Source organism: Rheinheimera maricola (assembly GCF_016918075.2).
In the GTDB taxonomy this organism is placed as follows: domain Bacteria; phylum Pseudomonadota; class Gammaproteobacteria; order Enterobacterales; family Alteromonadaceae; genus Alishewanella; species Alishewanella maricola_A.
The window spans coordinates 567023-586635 of sequence record NZ_JAERPS020000001.1 but is presented as its reverse complement, the minus strand read 5'-3'; the positions used below and the strand labels follow the sequence as shown (position 1 = coordinate 586635).

Genomic DNA, 19613 nt, shown 5'->3' with positions numbered 1-19613 from the left:
CGTTGTTAACTACGCCAGCAAAGCCGCAAAGCTGGCATCTAATAGTGTGGCTAAATCTGTGGCGGCCAGTTCAATTTCCAGGCCGCGCTTACCCGCGCTAATATAAATAGTGCCGAACTGGCAGGCATTACTGTCAATCACTGTCGGCAACCGCTTTTTCTGCCCCAAAGGGCTAACGCCACCAAGCACATAACCTGTACTGCGCATAACGTCGCCAGCATTAGCCATCTCCGCCTTTTTTGCCCCCAGCGCTTTTGCAACCAACTTCATACTTAGCTGCTGGTTAACTGGCAATAGCGCCACAGCCAGTTGTTTGCCATCTAACTGCAGCACCAGGGTTTTAAATACCTGCGCCGGATTTATACCCAGCTTTTCTGCCGCTTCCAGGCCATAGGATGCGGATGCCGCGTCATGCTGGTAATGATGCAAGCGGTAGCTAATACCTTGCTGCTTCGCCAAATCGATAGCGGGTGTCATACATGCTATTCCTTACCAGTATCATTCGACTTTATTTGTAAAAGTTTGTGTGTTGGGCTCCTTGTTAAAAGAACTCTCCGCGATTGTTTGCTCAATCCATTTCTTGAAGTACGAAATTCGCGAGTAATTCTCAATAACACCGTACTTTCCCTCTTGCCAGTCTGTGGCTTCGGTATTTTGCCACGAACTTACGCCAATAACGAAAATTGAGTCATGCAATGTAACAAAAGCAGGTCCTCCCGAATCTCCGGGACCACTTATTCCTTCGAGTGCTAACGCGTTTTCTCCGCTGTCAAACGCAAACTGGAGCCATTGTTCTCTTACTCCAGTGACTACATTTTTTGCTGCTCTCAGATTTTTATCCGACCCGACAACTCCGTCAATACCATTTCCGTGATCACCACGCCCGACGAGAGTTACAGTTTTGCCTTTTTCGTTTGATGAGCCATACAGTCTCGCTATTGTTACGTTCTCAACAGAAGCGGTTAATTTAACCAGAGCTATGTCGTTTGGGAATTGCTGATCTTGCCAAAGTGGATGCCTTACAACGTCTTCTATTTGGTAAAAACTTTCTTTGAATTGGACCTTTCCGCTTCTGACGAGGTATTTAGCAACGTGAGCGGCAGTAACAACCCAGCTGTCTGCAATTATAGCTCCTGTGCCAGCAACAACTTCTTCGCCTTTATAGATGCCATAAAAAGTCACTGTTGAATTATCGCTTTTAGCAAACTCTTTATATTCTGAATCATCTACGTCGTGACGAATTACGATTGGTTTTGCTGTAAATGATATAGCCAACAAACAAAGTAAATAATATCTCATAAATCTTCCTTGCTATCTAACGCCCAAATTTAGCGCGGAAAGCCGCGTAACGGATTGACGTCGCAGCCAGCGCTTTTTGCAGACGATAATATTTTATGTGCTAGGCCTATTTTTTCTAAGACCTCACTCCATGACTAAATTTGCAATTAGAAAATATTTGATAGTTTTGGATTGGTTTAATTTCAATAATATTGATCTTACCAATAAGATCCTGTTCTGTTTTTTTAACAGCTTGAAAATACATTGGCAGAAATCCATCTTCATTAGAGAGCTCCAAATATGGATAGCCACTTACTTTCCAAGATCCATTTTTAGCTATCATTTCATTTCCATCTTTATATCTTATTCTATAAATGTTACTGCTATGCAACTCAATCTCAACTTGGGCATCACAATCAGTTCCTACATACCTTTGAGATAGTTCGTCATTTATCTTCAATTCGCTTTTTATTAGCCCTTTAGGTAAAAGAATCAAACCGAAGTTATTTTGACCATACCAATGGTTACCTTTAACAAAATTTTCTAATCTAATTCCTGTCCAACCTAGTTTGGATAAAGAATCTAAAGCACTACTTAGATGCTCCCTATTTATAAGGAAAGGTGAGTAAATTACAGATGACTCATTAACATCGCTGGGAATTGACAGTGTATTTTTAATAACGGTAAACCTTTTTTTCTCAAGCTCTTTCGTTACTTTCTGTGTTTCTTCTTCTGATAAATACTTCGTATATAAATGCACTTTTGTATTTGTGCATCCAGCCAACAACAGAAGTAAAATAATAATTAGTTTAGGGTACATTTTAACGCTCACTCTCGGTAGGCACTAACACCCTTCACACAGAGCAATGTGTTTCGGGCATCTAACGGGTGCGTTTGTGCTGGTGCTTGTTCACCGCTGTAAATACTGACAGTTAACACTCCGTCGTAAAGAAATATAACCGCTCTCTCTGGTGACACTGCTGTGCGCTTGTTGCACTAATCCGTGTTCTGGTTATGCTTTTTCTGCGACGGCACTACATTAATCCGCTCCATATCTGCAGGAGTGGTATCCAGCTCAAAGTCCAGCTGAACCCGTTGTGCCTTGTGCAGCTGACCTGTGGCGGTATATTTCCATTGTTGCACCGCAAACAGCGCCTCTTTAGCAAATACCTGTTCAGGCACCGCTTTAATAACATCCGCATTGATTACGTTACCCTGTGCATCAACATCAAACTGGATCTGCACATAGCCTGATATCCCTTGCTGTGCCGCTTGCACTGGATAACGCGGTTCAACCCGTGATACGGCAGTAAGCTGAGTGGCGCTGTCTGCACCGGCCCTAGCCGGCTGCTGCACTAACAAGGTCACTGACGTCACTAAAACCAAAGCCAATAATATTGCCATCTTACTCAACCCTTGCTGCCGTTGCAGCTGCATAATACGTTGTTTCATAATGTTAAAGTCTCCATAGTGGTGAGTAAGCGGCCACCAGTTTACTGATGACTGCTGTGTACTGCTTAGTAATGCATAACCATAAGCAATTCTTTCTGCCTGGCTGGCATGCTGTGTTACTACGGCGTCGCAAGCCAGCTCCTGCGCCTGACGATACCGGCTATAAGCCAGCCAACACAGTGGGTTAAACCAGCATAAACACAGTAACAGTAGTGCAAGGTAATTCAGGTGTAAGTCGCCACGGCGCCAGTGCGTCAACTCATGCTGCAAAATAAGCTGCTGTTGGATAGCATCAAAGCGAGTAAAGAAATCATGCGGCAATAAAATGCGCGGTACAAAAAGCCCGGTAATATAAGGTCCGCTATTAGCATCGGCCTGGCGGCAATGCAGTATTGCGGGTGTTAGCTTTAGCGGTGCAGCGCGTATATACTGCGCCCTGCTACTGAGGTAATTTAACAGTAAGTAACCGCTGCATAACGCCACACCAAGCACCCAAAGCCAAAACAACCAATTTGTCGTACTGACAGCGCTGGAAACCTGTTGCAGCCCTACCTGGTAGCGCTTTATCACGTCGCCGTGAATCGCTACCGGTGAAAAGGAAACCAACATAGTGGTCAACAAAAACACCGGCACCGCCGACCACAATACATAAACGCTGCGGGCACCGAGGGGTTTAAGTAACACTTTCTGCGCCAGCAATAATAGCAGCAACAGTAGCGATAAAGGCAGTGACAGTTGCAGCAGATAGTTAATCATTCTTCTGCTCCTGCTCCCAGTTGGCAATTAACTGTTTCAGTTGCTGCACGTCATCAGCATTCAGCTTATTTTGGCTGGCGAAGCCCGCAACCAAGGGGGCAACCCGGCCAGCAAACAGGCGTTCAACAAAAGAGCGGCTTTGCTCAAGCTGGTAATCCTGCTGTGCCACCAACGGATAGTACAAGTAGGCTCTGCCATCTTTATCAAAGCCCAGTGCGCCTTTAGCCACCAGGCGGTTTAATAAAGTTTTTACTGTTTTTTCATGCCAGTCTTTATCATTGCCCAGTGCCGTGACCACGTCATTGGCCGATAACGGCTGACGCTGCCACAGCACCTGCATTACACTAAGCTCGGCATTGCTGATTTCAATCATAACTTGACCTGTCGATTACACTTGTAATACAAATAATATTACAGATGTAATCAACAGATGCAAGCTGACACGCAAATTATTTTTCTGCCGATGCACCCTGCTCTACCGGACAACAGTTAAACGTTTCGCCCTGGCTAAATTTTTGCCGGTATTGGCTGGGGGTTAACTCTGTGTATTGTAAAAACAATTTTCGAAACGAGCTAACATCCTCATAGCCCACTTGCAACACGATTTGCTCAATCGGTTGATTGGTTGTTTCTAATAAGCGCTTGGCTTGCTCTACCCGTAAACGCTGCAGATAATTTAGCGGGGTGTCGTCCAGTGCAGCTTTAAAGCGGCGTAACAAGGTACGCTTGGTCAGATGAAACTGCTGAGCTAATGCTTCCAACGCAAAAGGCGCCGCTAGCTGCTGCGCCAAATGTGCCTGTAGCTGCTTTATCAAGCTGTCGTTATGTTGCTGACCTATGGATAAATCCATATAAGGTACTTGTGAGGTGCGGTTAGGATCGGTAAGCATTATTTTTGCCATCTGCCGGGCAAACTGCTCACCGGCTAGTTGCTCAGTGATCGCCAGGCATAAGTTAATATAAGACGTCGTTGCGCCAGCCGTAAGCAGATTGCCATCTTGCACCAGCAGTTTATTCAGCTGCAAATGAACATCAGGGAATAAACTTTGAAACACATCTTTAAAAAACCAGCTGCTGGTAGCTTTACGATGGTCCAGTAAGCCACTACCGGCCAAAATGTAAGTTCCGGTGCAACTGGCAGCAATTAAGCTGCCGCGCTGATACACCTGGCGTAAGCCCGGATAATAAGCGGCAGATTGGCTGGCCAGTGCTGCCAACTCATTGCGGTGATAAGCGTATGCCGCTGGTAAAATCACAGCGTCGGCTTGCTGCCAGGCATGCTGTTGAACGGGTAACTGCACACCTTGTTTTAACCGCAGTGGCTGGCTATCGGGTGAAACCAAATAACAATGAAACAGCGGCGCCGAAGCAGTGGGCTGCTGCAATGCCCACAACACGTTACAGTATTCAAAATAGTCTAGTAACGCGAATAAGTCGCTGCTAATACTGTTGCTATTTGCCAAAACGGCTATCTGCTTCATATTTGCTTCCCAGGCACCATTTGTCACTATTCACCTTATTTTTATCAATAGTGACACTGCAAAAGCTAATTGGCAAGCGCTAGACTGACGTTGCAGTATTAAATCACCTAATGCAGGAGGCAGTATGAATAACATTAGCGTTAAATGGCTGACTATCGCAGCCTGGGCTGTCAGCTGGCTGCTGATCTTCTGGATCAACTTTGCCGCAGAACTTTCATTGATGATGCACTTTTTTGCCATACCCATACTATTGCTAAGCACCGCACTGGCCGCCTGGCACTATCTGGAGCCTAACGACAACCAACACCATGATGGCTGATCTGTTGACGCAGCGCTGCATCTCGGCGTTACTTTGCCTCAGATAAACAAAAGCCTGGCACTAACCAGGCTTTTTGCTGTCTCAGCGTTACTCAAACAGACGCGGTATCCGGTTCGATATCATCCTCTGCTGCTAACTTGTCTTTACTGTGATCTTTGGCAATCAGCATATATACCGACGGCAATACAAACAGCGTAAACAAGGTTCCGATGGTCATCCCCAGTACCAATACAATACCGATAGAATTACGCGCCCCGGCACCGGCGCCGGTAGCAAATATCAGCGGTGTATGGCCGGCAATGGTAGCCAGGCTGGTCATCATAACCGGGCGCAAGCGTAATACTGACGCTTCACGTATAGCATCCAGCTTGGCTTTACCCTGCTCTTGCAACTTGTTGGCAAATTCCACCACCAGGATACCGTTGCGGGCGATAAGACCAATTAATGTCACCAGGCCCACCTGCGAGTAAATATTTAATGTGCTGGTAAAGGCATCGGTAAAGTGCGGCATTGGTGCCGGTATTTTTAAGAAGGTAAATACCAGGGCACCGAACAGCGCCATTGGCACCGAGCCTAATAAAATTACCATAGGGTCGCGAAAGCTATTGTACTGTGCCGCTAACACCAGAAAAATCATGGTAATGGCTAGCAAGAATGCCGGTAAAAAGGTATTACCTTCACGCTTTAACTGCCGCGATTCACCAGTGTAATCAATGGAATAACTGGCTGGCAGGATTTTTTTCGCTTCAGCTTCCAGATATTGCAACGTTTCATCCAACGGTTTTATTGTCACAGCACTGATTTTAACTGCATTCAGCTGCTGCATGCGGTTAATACTGCGCGGCACTGTGCTGTGGCTCAGACTGGCGATTTGGTCGACACGGATCATCTCACCGCCGGGGCCGGTGATGTACAGATCGGTCAAACTGTCCGGCGTTAAACGCTCACTGCGTTTTACCTGCGGGATCACTTTGTAACTTTGCCCAGCCATATTAAAGCGGTTAACATAACCGCCGCCTAATAAGGTGCCTAAATCGTTGACCACATCACGCATATTCAGCCCTAAATCAGCAACTTTTTCGCGGTCTATATTGAGTAAATACTCCGGTTGATCGACCTTCATATCGATTAACTGAAACGGAAAAGTGCCGCTTTCGCGCATCACTTTTTCCAGTTGCAATGCGTAGTCATAAATCTCTTTTGAATTTGCGGTAGAGGTAATAACAAACTCTACCGGAAAATTACCGCCGCCAGGCAGTGCCGCCGGCGTAATAGGTAAAATACGCACCCCGGCAATCTGCGATAACTTTTGCTGCACTTCCGGCATCATCTCAAATACCGTGCGCTCGCGTTCATCCCACGGCTTGGTGACCATGCCGCCAAAACCGCCGGTCGGAAAAGTAATTTGGAAGGTAAAGTCGGTTTCTTCTACCGACATAAAGGCTTCATTTACCGCTTTACCGTAAAACGACGATTGGTCTACCGTCGCGTTGGCCGGTGAGTCGACAATACCAAAGATAACGCCCTGATCTTCTGTTGGTGCCAGCTCTTTGGGTGACATACTGTAAAGCGGTATACACAAGGCACTGATACCAATCCAGAATACATAAACGCCAATACGGTTATTCAGGCTTTTATCCAACTGACGGCTGTAAAAATGCTTAAAGCGGTTAAAAATGCCATCCAGCGGTGCTTTTAAACTGCTGTGTGGTTTCAGCATTTTAGACGCCATCATCGGCGATAAGGTAATAGCGACAATAGCCGAAATGGTTACCGCACCGGCCAGGGTAATGGCAAATTCACGGAATAAGGTGCCGGTTAAGCCACCCTGCAAACCTATAGGCACATAAACAGACACCAGGGTTATGGTCATGGCAATAATGGGCCCACCCAGCTCGCGTGCGGCTACAATGGCGGCTTTAAACGGCTTTAAGCCATCTTGAATATGCCGCTCGATATTCTCTACCATCACGATGGCATCATCTACCACCAAGCCCACGCTGAGTACTATCGACAGCAGAGTGAGCAAGTTCAGCGAGAAGCCAAACACCTTCATAATAAATACCGCGCCAATCAACGACAACGGAATGGCCACTAACGGGATTAACACTGAGCGGCTAAAGCCAAGGAACAAAAAAATCACTATGACAATAATCAACAGGGTTTCAGCCAGGGTTTTTAGCACATCATCAATAGCGGCTTGGATATATTTAGTCGCGTCATACGACACTTCACCGGTAAGGCCTGAAGGTAACTCGGATTGGATCAGCGCCATTTCTTCTGTTACCGCTTTTATCACGTCCAGTGAATTGGCCGTAGGCGAGACAAATACGCCCATAAACACCGCCGTTTCACCGGAGTAGTTTACGTTGGTATTGTAATCATCAGCGCCAAGTTCGACATCGGCCACATCAGACAAGCGCACTACGCCATCATCGGTCTGGCGCAGTACAATGCGCTTAAACTCATCAACGCTTTTCATATCGGTATTGGCGCGTAAATTTACCTGGGTATAAGCGCCTCGTGTCTGACCAATGGCCGCTTGCACATTATTATCGCTCAGCGCTTTGCGTACATCAGATGCCGTTACACCCAGCGCCGCCATCGGCTCGGGCTTTAACCAAATACGCATGGCAAAAGTACGGCCGCCTAAAATGTCAGCTTTTTGCACCCCGGCAATAGCAATCAGCCGCGGTTGCACCGAGCGGCTTAAAAACTCGGTAATTTGGTTTTGCTGCAAAATGTCGGAGGAGAAACTTAAATAGGCCGAGGCAAACTGGCTGTCTGCCGCTTCTACTGCAATAGAAGGTAGCTCAGATTCAGGCGGTAATTCGCCGCGCACCTGATTCACCTTAGCGCTAATTTCTGTCATGGCCTTAAGTGGATCATAGTTCAGCTGTAAGTGCGCCGTAACGGTTGATACGCCCATGGTGCTTTGCGACTCGATATAATCGATGCCGCCGGCTGAGGCAATAGCACGCTCTATTGGTGTGGTTATAAAACCGCGCACCAGCTCGGCATTGGCGCCGACATACACGGTGGTAATTTTAATCACGGCAATGTCAGAGCGCGGATACTGCCGTACTGTCATATTGCTCATCGATTGAAAGCCAGCCAGCAAGATAAGCAAGCTGACGACGATGGCCAATACCGGTTTTTTGATAAAAATATCGGTGAATTTCATAATTATCTCAATACGTTATTTTTAAACTAACCGATATCAGGCATCAGCCGGCGTAGGGGTTGAGCTGTACTTTGGCGCCGGGCTGTCGGTTTTTATTACGCTTTGGCCATTAAATAATTTGAACGCACCTGAGGTAACCACTTCATCACCTTGTTTAACGCCTTCGAGGATTTCAACAAAGTCACCGCGCGACGCGCCCAGCCTGACAAACTGCTGTCTGGCCACCAGGCCTTCGCCTTGTTTAGCTTTTTCAACCACAAAGACCGTGTCGCCATAAGGCGCATAAATCAGTGCTGTTGCCGGCACCACCAATACGTCTGATGGTTGCTCTAATGTTACCTTTACCGTTACCGCCATGCCGGGCACTAAGGCATTGGCTTTATTATCCAACAGCGATTGCACCACAGCATTACGGGTAGCGCTGTTAAGCTGCGGTGCAATGGCGGTAATTTCGCCCTCTACCAGCACTGCGCCACCATTTACGCTAACGCTTACCGGCAAGCCGATACGCATCTCAGGCAACTTATGCTGCGGCACCGGGAAGTTTACTCTCACTGCGTTACTGGCTTGTAATGACACCACCGCAGCACCCGGCTGTAAGTCGGCGCCGACATCTACTACCCGAATACCTAAACGGCCGGAGAACGGCGCACGCAGCACTTTTTTATCTAACGTAGAGCGTAGGCTATCAACTTCGGCCTGTGCCGAATCCAGCTGTTGCTTACTGCCATCTATTTCACTTTGGGTAGCAATTTTATCGCGGCGCAGCTCAACCAGCCGTTGATAGTTTTGTTGTGCTAAGGTTAACCGCGCCAATGCAGCCCGCAGCTGGGCTTGCTCGTTGCTGGATTCTTGCTCTAACAGCACCGTGCCGGCTTCAACATAAGCACCGTTTTTAAAGCTGATACGTTGCACTTTACCGGACACTTCCGCTGAAATGGTAATACCTTCATCCGCCAGTACGGTGCCGGTTGCAGTAAAATGATTGCTCCAGCTTTGTTGCTCTACCACAGTAGTGCTGACCGACTCCGGTGGCGGTACAAATTGCTCACCCGATTCAATCATCATCACGATTTGATTACCTTTTACCCCGGCCAATACAGCAAACACCACTGCCAACAATATAACTGCGATAACAAAAGCTTTAATTTTATTCATAAATTCAACCAGATAGTGCGTAATAGACAATGGCGTTTTTAATATTCGTTGCTGTATTGCTAACCAGATAAACGGCATTTAACCAAGACAGCGCAAAGACCTACCGCGATCAGAGTAACGTTACCATTAGGTATTCTACAGCAAGATAGTGAGAATATGATGACAAAAAATGTAACTAATATTGCTTACGTACTGCAGCCAGTCTGCTTTATTTACCAGCCGGTACTTAACAACATAAAAAAGCGAAGCACGAGGCTTCGCTTTTTTTGCAAGATATAACCTTAAAACAACCAGGTCTTTTCGTCTTGTACAGGCTGTTGCAGCCCTAACTGCTTTAAGCCTTTCACGCTGCGGATAATTAACCAAACCACCCAAAACAGCAGTACCAGCCAGCCAATTAATATCATCGCTAACACGGTACCTACCAGCAGGTAGACAAAGCCCATCCAAAAAGTACGGATCTGGAAACGATAATGGCTTTGCAACCACTCAGGGCCGTCGTCTTTGTTAACATAGGCTACGATTACACCAATAATACCGGTGATACCGAATACCAACCCCACCAGATACAAAATGTACACCAACTTGGCGGTAGACGAATTTACCGCTGGCGCTGCATTAATGTCATTCATGACACTCTCTCCTTTACTGCTACTATTGTTGTTTTTATAAAACCGCCATTAGGCTAATGTTACATTAGCCGCACAGTTTCGTTACGCAACATAGCGTTTAATATAGGCTTAAGCAATAGTTTCACTATTGCAAACAGCTATTTATCCCAGTAATGCTAACTGATCAGAGCAGATAATGTAGAGTCCAAGCAACATAAATACTGCACAGGCAACGCGACGGGCTAAATCCAGCGGAATTTTTGTCAATAACCAGCTTCCGGCATAAACCACAGGCACATTTGCTGCCAGCATACCCAACGTAGTGCCCCAAATTACCCACCACACTGCATCATTAAAGCTAGCCGCCAGCAATACCGTGGCTATTTGTGTTTTGTCGCCAATTTCGGCCAGAAAAAACAAGATGCAGCTGGCGGCAAAAGCGCCATAGCGCAAAACGCCGCTGTCTTCGCTATCGTCTTTGTCCGGAATAAGTAACCACAACGCTACGGCGATAAAACTGCCCCCCAACAGCCAATTGTGCCAGTTAAGCGGGATAAACTGCGCCACCCATACGCCAAGCCAGGCTGAAGCCGCATGATTGAGCAAGGTCGCGACCAAAATACCTGCAATAATGGCGCCTTTAGCGCGAAATCTGGCAGCAAGAAACAGGGAAAGTAACTGGGTTTTATCGCCAATTTCGGCAATTGCCACAGCGGTAAACGAGGAGAATAAGGCGTCCATTAATAGTACCTTAGCGGGATATAACATAAGACACCGCAACGGCTCCCGCTTTGGGCCGCTGTTGTGTCTTAAGTCTCATCAATTCAGCTGGCGCTGAACGCATCGGCCATGTGCATTGGGGCACAAGTATGTTGACCGTAGCGCTGCGATACAATACCGCAGCAGATTACTCCCTTAAAGACCGGCGCATCTTAGCCTAAAGCCTGTGCCTGCTCAAGGCTGGCGTAAAAAGAATGCGCTAGGGTTAAATAGAAACAAAACTGCATCAGCAAATTCACCACGCCAAAAAGCTTCATTGTGTTCGGCTCCAGGCACAGATTTAACAGCAAGTTGCATGCGATTAAACCCTTGCAGGCGTAATAAAGCAGCCATTTTTTGCGTATTGGTCACCATGTCACGGCCTTCATGTGCACCTACCAGTAGGCTGATGCGACTGCCTGGCGGCAACACACGGCTGTCAGTTTGCTGAAAAACCGCATCGGCATACCAGTACGATGGTGAAAAAATACCCACCTTACTAAATATCCCTGGTTGGTTAAACATAGCATAGTGGCTGATTAATCCCCCCATGCTACTTCCCATCAAACCGGTGTATTCAGCCTGTGGCAGCGTTCTATACTGCTGGTCAATATAGGGTTTTATCACGGTAGTAATAAAGCGGATATAGTGCTCACCTTCCCCCTTGCCGTACCGCGGATGATCCCAGCCACTGTACTCCGCCATCCGGTGTGATTCACCATTATCTATTGCCACCACTATTAGCTGTAGCCAACCTTGCGTAGCTAGCTGATTCAATGTTTCATCAACGCCCCATTCACCGGCAAACGCGGTGGCTTGATCAAAAACATTCTGGCCGTCGTGCATATACAGCACCGGGTAATGCTTATTGCTTGACTGGTAATCTGCCGGCAAATACAAGCGGACTGTTCTACTGCGGTTTAAGCCAGCAATAGTAAAGTCTTGCGACAGTACATGCACGTTGGTAGTTGCCGTAGAACCACCTATAGGTGCAGCGTTTACACCGTAAATAGGGTAAAAGAACATCACGCTAAGTAGCAAAGTCAAATTGCATTTTGGCATGGCATTTAACCCCTTGCTTTTATTACTTTATCTGCCCAGCGCGTCGATTGCGTGCGCCAATTGGCCCAGCCAGCCGTTAAATTTACCAATCCCCAGTAGGTTAATGGCACCAGCACCAAGCTGGTTAAGGTAGAAAACAGCAGGCCGCCGATAATGGCAATCGCCATTGGCGCATAACTTGGGCCGTCGCCACCAATTTGAGTGCCCCCCAGTGCCAGCGGTAACAAGCCTAGTACGGTGGTAGACACTGTCATTAAAATCGGCCGCAAGCGTGATTCACTGGCATTAATAATCAGCTGGCGTAGTGGCACATCGGCGTTCTCTTGCCGGTCTTGGTTAATACGGTCTACCAGCACTATACCGTTATTTACCACTATGCCCATTAACACCAACATTCCAATCATGCCCATTATGCCCATGGTCGTGCCTGTTGCCAAAAAGGCCCAAAACACGCCGACCAACGAGAACAGCAAAGAACCAATCACAGCCGTGGGCAGTAACAATGACTCAAATAACGCCGCCATGACGATATAAATCATCGCCACTGCCAGCAACATATTCACTACCATTACCTGTTGCGATTCATCCTGACGCTGAAAACTGCCTTGAAACGACCAACGATAGCCAGCAGGCAGCGCCAGTTGATCCATTACTTTTTTGATGTCTTCCCGTGCGGTATCCATTTTGTAGTCTTTAGCCAGGTTCATCCGGATGGCGATACCGGTTTGGCGGTCAAAACGGCGGATCTGATCTAACCGTGGCGCAAAATTCAGCTGAGCCAATTGCTCCAGGCTTATTACCACTCCGTCTTTACTTAAAATGGGTAATGCTGCCAGCTCTGCTTGCGAGTGACTGATTTTTTCATCATATAATACCCGCATCAACAGCTCGCCCTGCTCTATGGTTCTAAAAGTGCGCAAGTTTGTACCACGCAGGGCCAGGGCAACGGCCCCGGCAACCTGTTGCGCCGACAAACCATGGCGTTGTAATTGCTCTAGCTGCAGTCGAATTTGTAACTCCTGTTGGCCATGGGCAATTTCAGAGCTTACGTCCTCTAAACCGGTAATACTGCTCAACATCGGTTCAATATCAGTGGCCAGTTGCAGCAATACTTCGGTGGAGCTACCCAGTAAATGCACTTGTAAACCACCATTGTTGCCCCAACCAAACGATGGTTTAGCGCGCACCAATGCCGGCCAGTCTTTACGAATAGCCTCTTTCAATGCGGCCATTGGCTGACTAAGCTGTGGCTTTAAAATAAGGATGGATATGGCATGGCCAGAGCGGTAATAGCTATAAACCGATTCAATGTCAAAACGGTCTTGGTTGGCATACAGGTAAGCCTCCATGGCACTCACTTCGGCTTCGACTTCTTGTAATGCGTAGTTGCCCTGCACGTTGTAATTCAGGAAAATCCTGTCGCGATCTTCGTTATCTTCATCTCCGCCAGACACCATAGAGATTGGGATAGCGATGCTAGCCAACAATACCAGGGCAAAAAATGTCGACCAGCGCGGGTGATACATCACCCAGCTCAATACTTTGCGGTACCCCAGCTCAAGCACGCCCGCGTTTTCTTTTTCGCTGTTATGTTGTACCGGCTGCATTTTTAGCTTGGTAGTTAGCAATGGAATTAAGGTGAGTGCCATCAATAAACTAACCGCCAGACACAAGCAAATAGCAATGGCGACGTGCTCTAAAAAGATGGTCAGTTCCATTTTTTGGCCAACAATATTAGGCAAAAATACAATTGCCGTGGTTGCCGTACCTGCTACAACAGCCAAACTAACCCGGCGAACCCCGCGCGCTGTTGCCGCTTTAAGGTCGCCGCCCAATGCCCGCTCACGAAAAATACTTTCAGTCACTACCACTGCGTTGTCTACCAACATACCGATGGCCAGCATTAGCCCCATCATACTTAAGATATTCAGGCTGTAACCGAGAAAGTACATTACACCCAGCGCTATACAAATAGACACCGGCACCGCCAACACCACCACCATAGTGGTGCCAATATGGCGTAAAAACAGATACAGCACAGCAAACGATAACAAAGCACCAATACCGCCGGCACTCAGTAAGTCGGTTAGCGAAGTGGTTACGCCTTTAGCTGTGTCATCCATAATATATAGGCTAATGCCATTAAAAGCAGGGTCTTTATCTGCGGCTTCTACCACCGCCAGTGCTGCACGGGCGACTTCGACCAGATTGGCACCAGACTCTTTATATACGTTCATGCCTACGGCATAACTTTGGTCTAAATGCCGGCCATCTTCACGTTTGGGCAACTCCAACTGTACTGTCGCCACTTCACGCAGGCTTAACCCGGGGCGCAGCGGCAGTGCAGCAATTTGTTCCAGCTGCTGATACTCTCCCACCGGCTTTATTAAAATGCTGGTTTCGCTGTTACGCAGCTCACCGGCGGTCATGGCAAAATTATTCGCCTGCAAGGTTCGTACTATGCTTTGCGCATCGATATTCAGCGCGCGCATTTTGTCGGGGTTAAGGCGGATAATCACCTGGCGTTTTTCAACGCCGTACAGCTCAACTTTTGACACCCCAGCCACCCGCTCCAGTGGACGCTTTATCTGGCGCTCTAACAAGTCGTACGCCATGGCTAAATCACGCTCACTGGAAATACGCAGCTGAAATATTGGCATGTCGTTGGTATTAAATTGAAACACCAGAACCCGCTCAACATCATCCGGCATTAAATGACGAATACTGTCCAACCGCTCACGCACTTCAATGCTTTTACTGTTGATGTTTTCTTCCCAGTTAAATTCCAGCGATATTTCCGCGCTATTTTCATTTGACCAGGAACGCATTTCTTTCACACCGGTAACCGTTGCCAGCGCTTCTTCAACCGGCCGTGTGATCAGGCGCTCAATCTCGGTCGGCGTAGCATTGTTATACGGCACATTGATAAAAATCTGCGGGATATCAATGCCAGGGAATTTTTCCAGTGGCAGCATGCGGCTGGCAATAATGCCAAACACCAACATCGATAAAAACAGCATGCAAATCGTCACCGGCCGCGTCAACGCAAACCGGGTTAACCATAACGGTTGCTGGCTCATACGTTTGCCTCCGCCACTGGGCTGCCTGGTATTTTATCGCGGCTGACCAGCGCATACAGCACCGGAATAAACAACAGCGTAAGCAAGGTTGCCAGCGCCAGACCAAAGATAACTGTGATAGCCATAGGCGCGCGAATTTCGCTGCCATCGCCGGTACCCAGTGCCATCGGCAACAAGCCCAGAATAGTAGTTAAGGTGGTCATTAATACCGGCCGCAACCGACTGGCTCCAGCGTCAACTATGGCTTGTTTTAGTGCCACGCCCTCAGCGCGTAGCTGGTTAATACGGTCAATCAGCACGATGGCGTTATTCACCACGATACCGGCCAGCATAATCAGGCCAATAAACACAATGACAGATAAACGGGTATCGGTTAGCCACAGGCCCAAAATTGCTCCCGCGCCGGCCAGCGGCACGGTAAACAGGATCAGCAGTGGCTGCAACAGGTTTTCAAACTGCGATGCCATGACTAAATACACTAAAAATACCGCCAGCAGCAGTGCCATCGTAAGCGAAGAATAAGCACGCTGCATTTCTTCACTCTGACCAACAACCGTTGCCGACACACCGTATGGCAGGCTTTGCGCTGCCAATATACTTTGTGCACTTTGCGTGGCCTGTTCCAAATCACCATAGGCCAGATTCGCACTCACCACCGCAACACGCTGCTGACCAATACGGGTAATTTCGCTGGGGCCGGTTTCGCGCTTAATTTCTGCCACGGCAGATAACGGCAATGGTTTATCACTGCCCGGGTTAATGATTAGCTGCGCCAGTTGTTGCTCAGATTGGCGATACTGCTCGGCTAAACGCACGCGGATATCCACTTTACGATCGTTGACGGAATACTGCCCGGCTAGCTCTCCGCCGACATAGGCCGCCACGCGTTTAGCGACATCATGTGAGTTCATACCCAGCTGAGATAACAAGCCATGGTTAAAATACAACGTAATTTCCGGTTGCCCCGGCCGCAGGCTGGTTTTTACATCGGTAAAGCGACCATCTGCTTCCAAACTAGTTACCAGATTATCCGCGGCAATTTTCAGCTGCGCCAGCTCATAACCGGACAATTCCAGTTCCAACGGCGTGGTGAAGCTAAACAGCTGCGGCCGGTCAATTTTGACACTGATATCAGCCTGCTGCGCTAAATAATCACGCAATACTGCTACCACCTGCTGCTCTTGCTCCGCGCTACTGCCCGGTTGCAAGACAATATTTAATCTGCCCCAATGGCTACCGCCAATACTGGGGTCTACCGTCATCTGAGCGCCGGTACCGGCTTGGGCATAGCTACGTTTTACAGCCGTTTGTTCTGCAGCCAATGCCGCCAGCTTAATAAGCACTTTATCGGTTTGCTCTATCGCACTGCCCACTGGCAACTGCACTTCAACATAGAATTCGCCCTGGCTCATAGCAGGGATAACATCTGCGCCCAAGCGCGGTAATAACGTAAAACAAGCTGTGGCAGCACCAAGTGTGACCGCTAACGTTAACAGTTTTAACTGCAGCGCACCTGCCAATGCCCGGCGGTACAATGCTTCTAAGTGGGTTAATAACCACTGCACTGCACTTAGCAGCGGTTTAAATAGCAATGCCAAGCTGCGGCTAACAAGACGGAATAACAGCGTTAACAGTGTGACCAGCACCAATAACAGACCACGTAGTGCCTTACCCAGCATGCGCAGTGGCCAGGTAGGCCAGTAGTACCAGCGGCGCACGTCAGGCTCAGAACTGGCTGCAACGCCGGTTTCATGCTCAGTTTTATTGCTACGCTCACGAGCCGCCATAGTTGGGATCAATGTCAACGCCACGACCAAAGACGCCAGCAGCGCAAACGTAACCGTTAGCGCCTGATCACGAAATAGCTGGCCGGCAATACCTTCGACAAACACCAGCGGAAAAAACACGGCAACGGTGGTTAAGGTTGAGGCTGTAATCGCCATCGCCACTTCGCTGGTACCGGTTTTGGCCGCTTCAAATGCGGGCTTGCCCTGCTCTTTATGTCGAGCAATGTTTTCCAGCACCACTATGGCGTTGTCTACCAGCAAGCCCACAGCCAGCGCAATGCCGCCCAGGCTCATCATATTTAACGTAATTCCCTGACCGTACATCAGATTAAAGGTGGCAATAACCGATACCGGTATTGATATAGAGATAATCAATGTAGCCCAGACATTGCGTAAAAACAGATACAGCACCATCATTGCCAGTAAGCCACCGACAACGGCTGCCGATTTCACATCGTCAATCGCTTGCTTGATAAATTCTGATTGGTCATACACCAGCGTTAAACGATATCCGGCCGGTAGCGCTTTTTCCAACTCTGGCAATTGCGACAGCAAGGTTTGCGCCACCTGCACGGTATTAGCGTCACCCTCTTTGTAAATCGCAACTTCTATCGCTTCTTTGCCGTCAACATACGTAATACTTTGCCGGTCGACAAAGCTATCACGCACTTCGGCCACATCTTTTAAGCGGATTTGACTGTCGTTTACCTCAGCGATATACAGGTTTTCAATCTGATTTAAATCGGCAAACTGGTTAATGGTGCGCACCAGATAATCATAACTTGGAGTTTCCAGCCGGCCACCAGCCTGATTGAGGTTTTCCTGGCGTAAACGGTTACTGATTTGGCTGATATCCAACTGCAGCTGGCTAAGCTTTTGCGGGTCAACCAGAATTTGAATTTCCTGGCTTAGCCCGCCGTCGGGCCGCACCGCGGCCACACCGGGCTGAGCTTCCAACGCGCGGCGTAAATCTTCTTCAGCAAAGGTACGCAGACTGACCAGCTGGGCAGGACTTAGTGCCTCACCGGCATTTTCGCGGCTTAGCGCTAAACGCACTATCGGATCTAAATTAGGGTTGAAGCGCAACAGCAGCGGTTTATCTATTTCCAGTGGCAGCAGCAAGACATCCAACTTTTCGCGCACTTCCAATGCGGCTAAATCCATGTCGGTTCCCCAGTCAAACTGCATCACCACATCAGAGCGGCCAGAGCGCGAGACCGACATCACTTTGCGCACGCCTTTGACGATACCAACAGCTTCTTCGATCGGTTTACTCACCAGTTGCTCGACTTCGGCTGGGGCGGCACCGACAAACTCGGTGCGTACTGTTAAGGAAGGGTAAGATAAATCTGGCAGTAAATTTACCGCGAGGCGACCCGCAGCCACCATACCAAACAGTAAAATACCAAGTGTAAACATCCAGATAGTAACGGGGCGGGCTACCGCGGTATCGACCAGTTTCATAGCGTCATGTCCTGTGAGCGTTGTTATTATTATTCTTAAAACTGGCGAACGGTAACTACATTTACCAAGGCTTCATCTTTTAGTGCTGACTGGCCGGCAATAACTACCTGCTCACCCAGTTCAAGGCCAGACAGTATTTCAACCGTGTTGTCAGCCTGATAACCTAAATGCACTTGCTTACGACTGACTTTATGCTCGCTGTCGATAACAAACACCGTTTGGGTGTTGTCGGTGCTCATCAGGGCACGTTTGGGCAGCAATAACGCATCAGTTTTTACATCAAACTGAAGTTGCACCTGGGCAAACATCCCAGGTTTTAGCTGTTGCTGCGCATTGGCCACTTTTAACACGGCACGCACCGTGCCAGATGAAGCATCCACCACCGGTGAAATTCGCACCAGCTCTGCATTCACCGGCGTCATACCCGCAAATTGCAGCATGGCTTGCTGCCCCACGCGAGCTTGTGCCAGTTGCTGCTCAGGTAAATGCACCACCGCTTCGAGTTGCTGGTTAGATACCAGATGAAACAGTGACTGAGTTGCATGCTGATTCACTAACTGGCCAACTTTGGCATAGCGGCGCGCTACCACACCGTCTATTGGCGCGCGAATTTCTGTTTCTTTCAGTGCAAGCTCGGCCAGGCTTACAGAAGCCTGTAACGAATCAAACTGCCATTTTAGCTTTTCAAACACGTCGGCACTGATCAGCTGACGCTGGTACATCTCTTCCATGCGTTTTAATTCGCTGCTCAAGCGGCTTAATTCGGCTTTTTCTTTGTTCAGGCTGTATTGCTGACGTTCGTTGTCCAGCACGGCCAACAACTGGCCGACGGTAACTTTGTCACCTTCTTCTACCAGTATTTTTTGCACTATGCCGGTGGCCTTACTGATCACTTCCGCCTCTGCACGTGCTTCCAGCGTGGCTGTGGTGCGGTAACTGCTGCTGATCTGGCCCTGACGGGTCAACACCGCCTCTACGGGGATGGCTACCACGGCGTCCGCCTTAGTGGCAGCGGTGGAACTATTAGCCTGATTACAGCCAGTAAGTAATGCACTGGCCAACATGACTGCAGCGGCGGTAAGTTTAAAATTATGTGACGTTTTCATCATTCATCCTTTGGAAAACAAAAAACTGAGCAAGTTAACATTACTAATGCAGCTGCCATGCCAGCCATTAAAATCATTAATTCATGAATAATTTCAACAAGATAGAATAAATTCAT

General features: G+C 48.2%; 15 protein-coding genes. 1 reads left to right on the top strand and 14 read right to left on the bottom strand.

From position 1 onward, the window contains the following. Window positions 1-9: 9 nt before the first annotated feature. The 6 genes from ybaK to I4W93_RS02650 all read right to left on the bottom strand — a co-directional run bounded on the left by ybaK (window position 10) and on the right by I4W93_RS02650 (window position 4967). On the bottom strand, window positions 10-477 hold the full coding sequence (gene ybaK, locus I4W93_RS02675; protein ID WP_205309973.1) for a Cys-tRNA(Pro) deacylase: 468 nt from the start codon (window positions 475-477) through the stop codon (window positions 10-12). Window positions 478-498: 21 nt separating this feature from the next. Further along, on the bottom strand, window positions 499-1299 hold the full coding sequence (locus I4W93_RS02670) for a S1 family peptidase (RefSeq protein WP_205309974.1): 801 nt from the start codon (window positions 1297-1299) through the stop codon (window positions 499-501). 115 nt (window positions 1300-1414) lie between these two features. Beyond that, a complete protein-coding gene (locus I4W93_RS02665; RefSeq protein WP_205309975.1) occupies window positions 1415-2098 on the bottom strand; it encodes a hypothetical protein in 684 nt (227 codons plus the stop codon). A gap of 176 nt (window positions 2099-2274) precedes the next feature. After that, window positions 2275-3486, bottom strand: coding sequence for a TonB family protein (locus I4W93_RS02660; protein ID WP_205309976.1), 1212 nt, complete (start codon window positions 3484-3486; stop codon window positions 2275-2277). Next, complete coding sequence (locus tag I4W93_RS02655; protein ID WP_205309977.1) at window positions 3479-3859, bottom strand: BlaI/MecI/CopY family transcriptional regulator; 381 nt, start codon at window positions 3857-3859, stop codon at window positions 3479-3481. The genes I4W93_RS02660 and I4W93_RS02655 overlap by 8 nt, the downstream gene beginning before the upstream one ends. 76 nt (window positions 3860-3935) lie before the next feature. Then, window positions 3936-4967, bottom strand: a complete 1032-nt coding sequence (locus tag I4W93_RS02650) for a GlxA family transcriptional regulator (RefSeq protein WP_205309978.1) — start codon at window positions 4965-4967, stop codon at window positions 3936-3938. 124 nt (window positions 4968-5091) lie between these two features. Between I4W93_RS02650 and I4W93_RS02645 the strand changes: the two genes are divergently transcribed. Further along, window positions 5092-5286: a hypothetical protein gene (locus I4W93_RS02645; RefSeq protein WP_205309979.1), complete on the top strand. Its 195-nt coding sequence runs from the start codon at window positions 5092-5094 to the stop codon at window positions 5284-5286. 91 nt (window positions 5287-5377) lie between these two features. Here I4W93_RS02645 and I4W93_RS02640 read toward each other — a convergent pair whose 3' ends face one another. The 8 genes from I4W93_RS02640 to I4W93_RS02605 form a co-directional block, all read right to left on the bottom strand. Beyond that, on the bottom strand, window positions 5378-8470 hold the full coding sequence (locus tag I4W93_RS02640) for an efflux RND transporter permease subunit (protein WP_205309980.1): 3093 nt from the start codon (window positions 8468-8470) through the stop codon (window positions 5378-5380). Window positions 8471-8506: 36 nt separating this feature from the next. Next, window positions 8507-9628, bottom strand: a complete 1122-nt coding sequence (locus I4W93_RS02635; protein WP_205309981.1) for an efflux RND transporter periplasmic adaptor subunit — start codon at window positions 9626-9628, stop codon at window positions 8507-8509. A gap of 281 nt (window positions 9629-9909) precedes the next feature. Beyond that, on the bottom strand, window positions 9910-10260 hold the full coding sequence (locus tag I4W93_RS02630) for a DUF4870 family protein (protein ID WP_205309982.1): 351 nt from the start codon (window positions 10258-10260) through the stop codon (window positions 9910-9912). A gap of 141 nt (window positions 10261-10401) precedes the next feature. Then, window positions 10402-10980, bottom strand: a complete 579-nt coding sequence (locus I4W93_RS02625; protein WP_205309983.1) for a TMEM165/GDT1 family protein — start codon at window positions 10978-10980, stop codon at window positions 10402-10404. 213 nt (window positions 10981-11193) lie between these two features. Continuing rightward, window positions 11194-12060: an alpha/beta hydrolase gene (locus I4W93_RS02620; protein WP_205309984.1), complete on the bottom strand. Its 867-nt coding sequence runs from the start codon at window positions 12058-12060 to the stop codon at window positions 11194-11196. A gap of 5 nt (window positions 12061-12065) precedes the next feature. Then, on the bottom strand, window positions 12066-15140 hold the full coding sequence (locus I4W93_RS02615) for an efflux RND transporter permease subunit (protein ID WP_205309985.1): 3075 nt from the start codon (window positions 15138-15140) through the stop codon (window positions 12066-12068). Further along, complete coding sequence (locus I4W93_RS02610) at window positions 15137-18391, bottom strand: efflux RND transporter permease subunit (protein WP_205309986.1); 3255 nt, start codon at window positions 18389-18391, stop codon at window positions 15137-15139. Before I4W93_RS02610 ends, I4W93_RS02615 begins: the two co-directional genes overlap by 4 nt. A gap of 35 nt (window positions 18392-18426) precedes the next feature. Further along, window positions 18427-19497, bottom strand: coding sequence for an efflux RND transporter periplasmic adaptor subunit (locus I4W93_RS02605; protein WP_205309987.1), 1071 nt, complete (start codon window positions 19495-19497; stop codon window positions 18427-18429). Window positions 19498-19613: the final 116 nt, after the last annotated feature.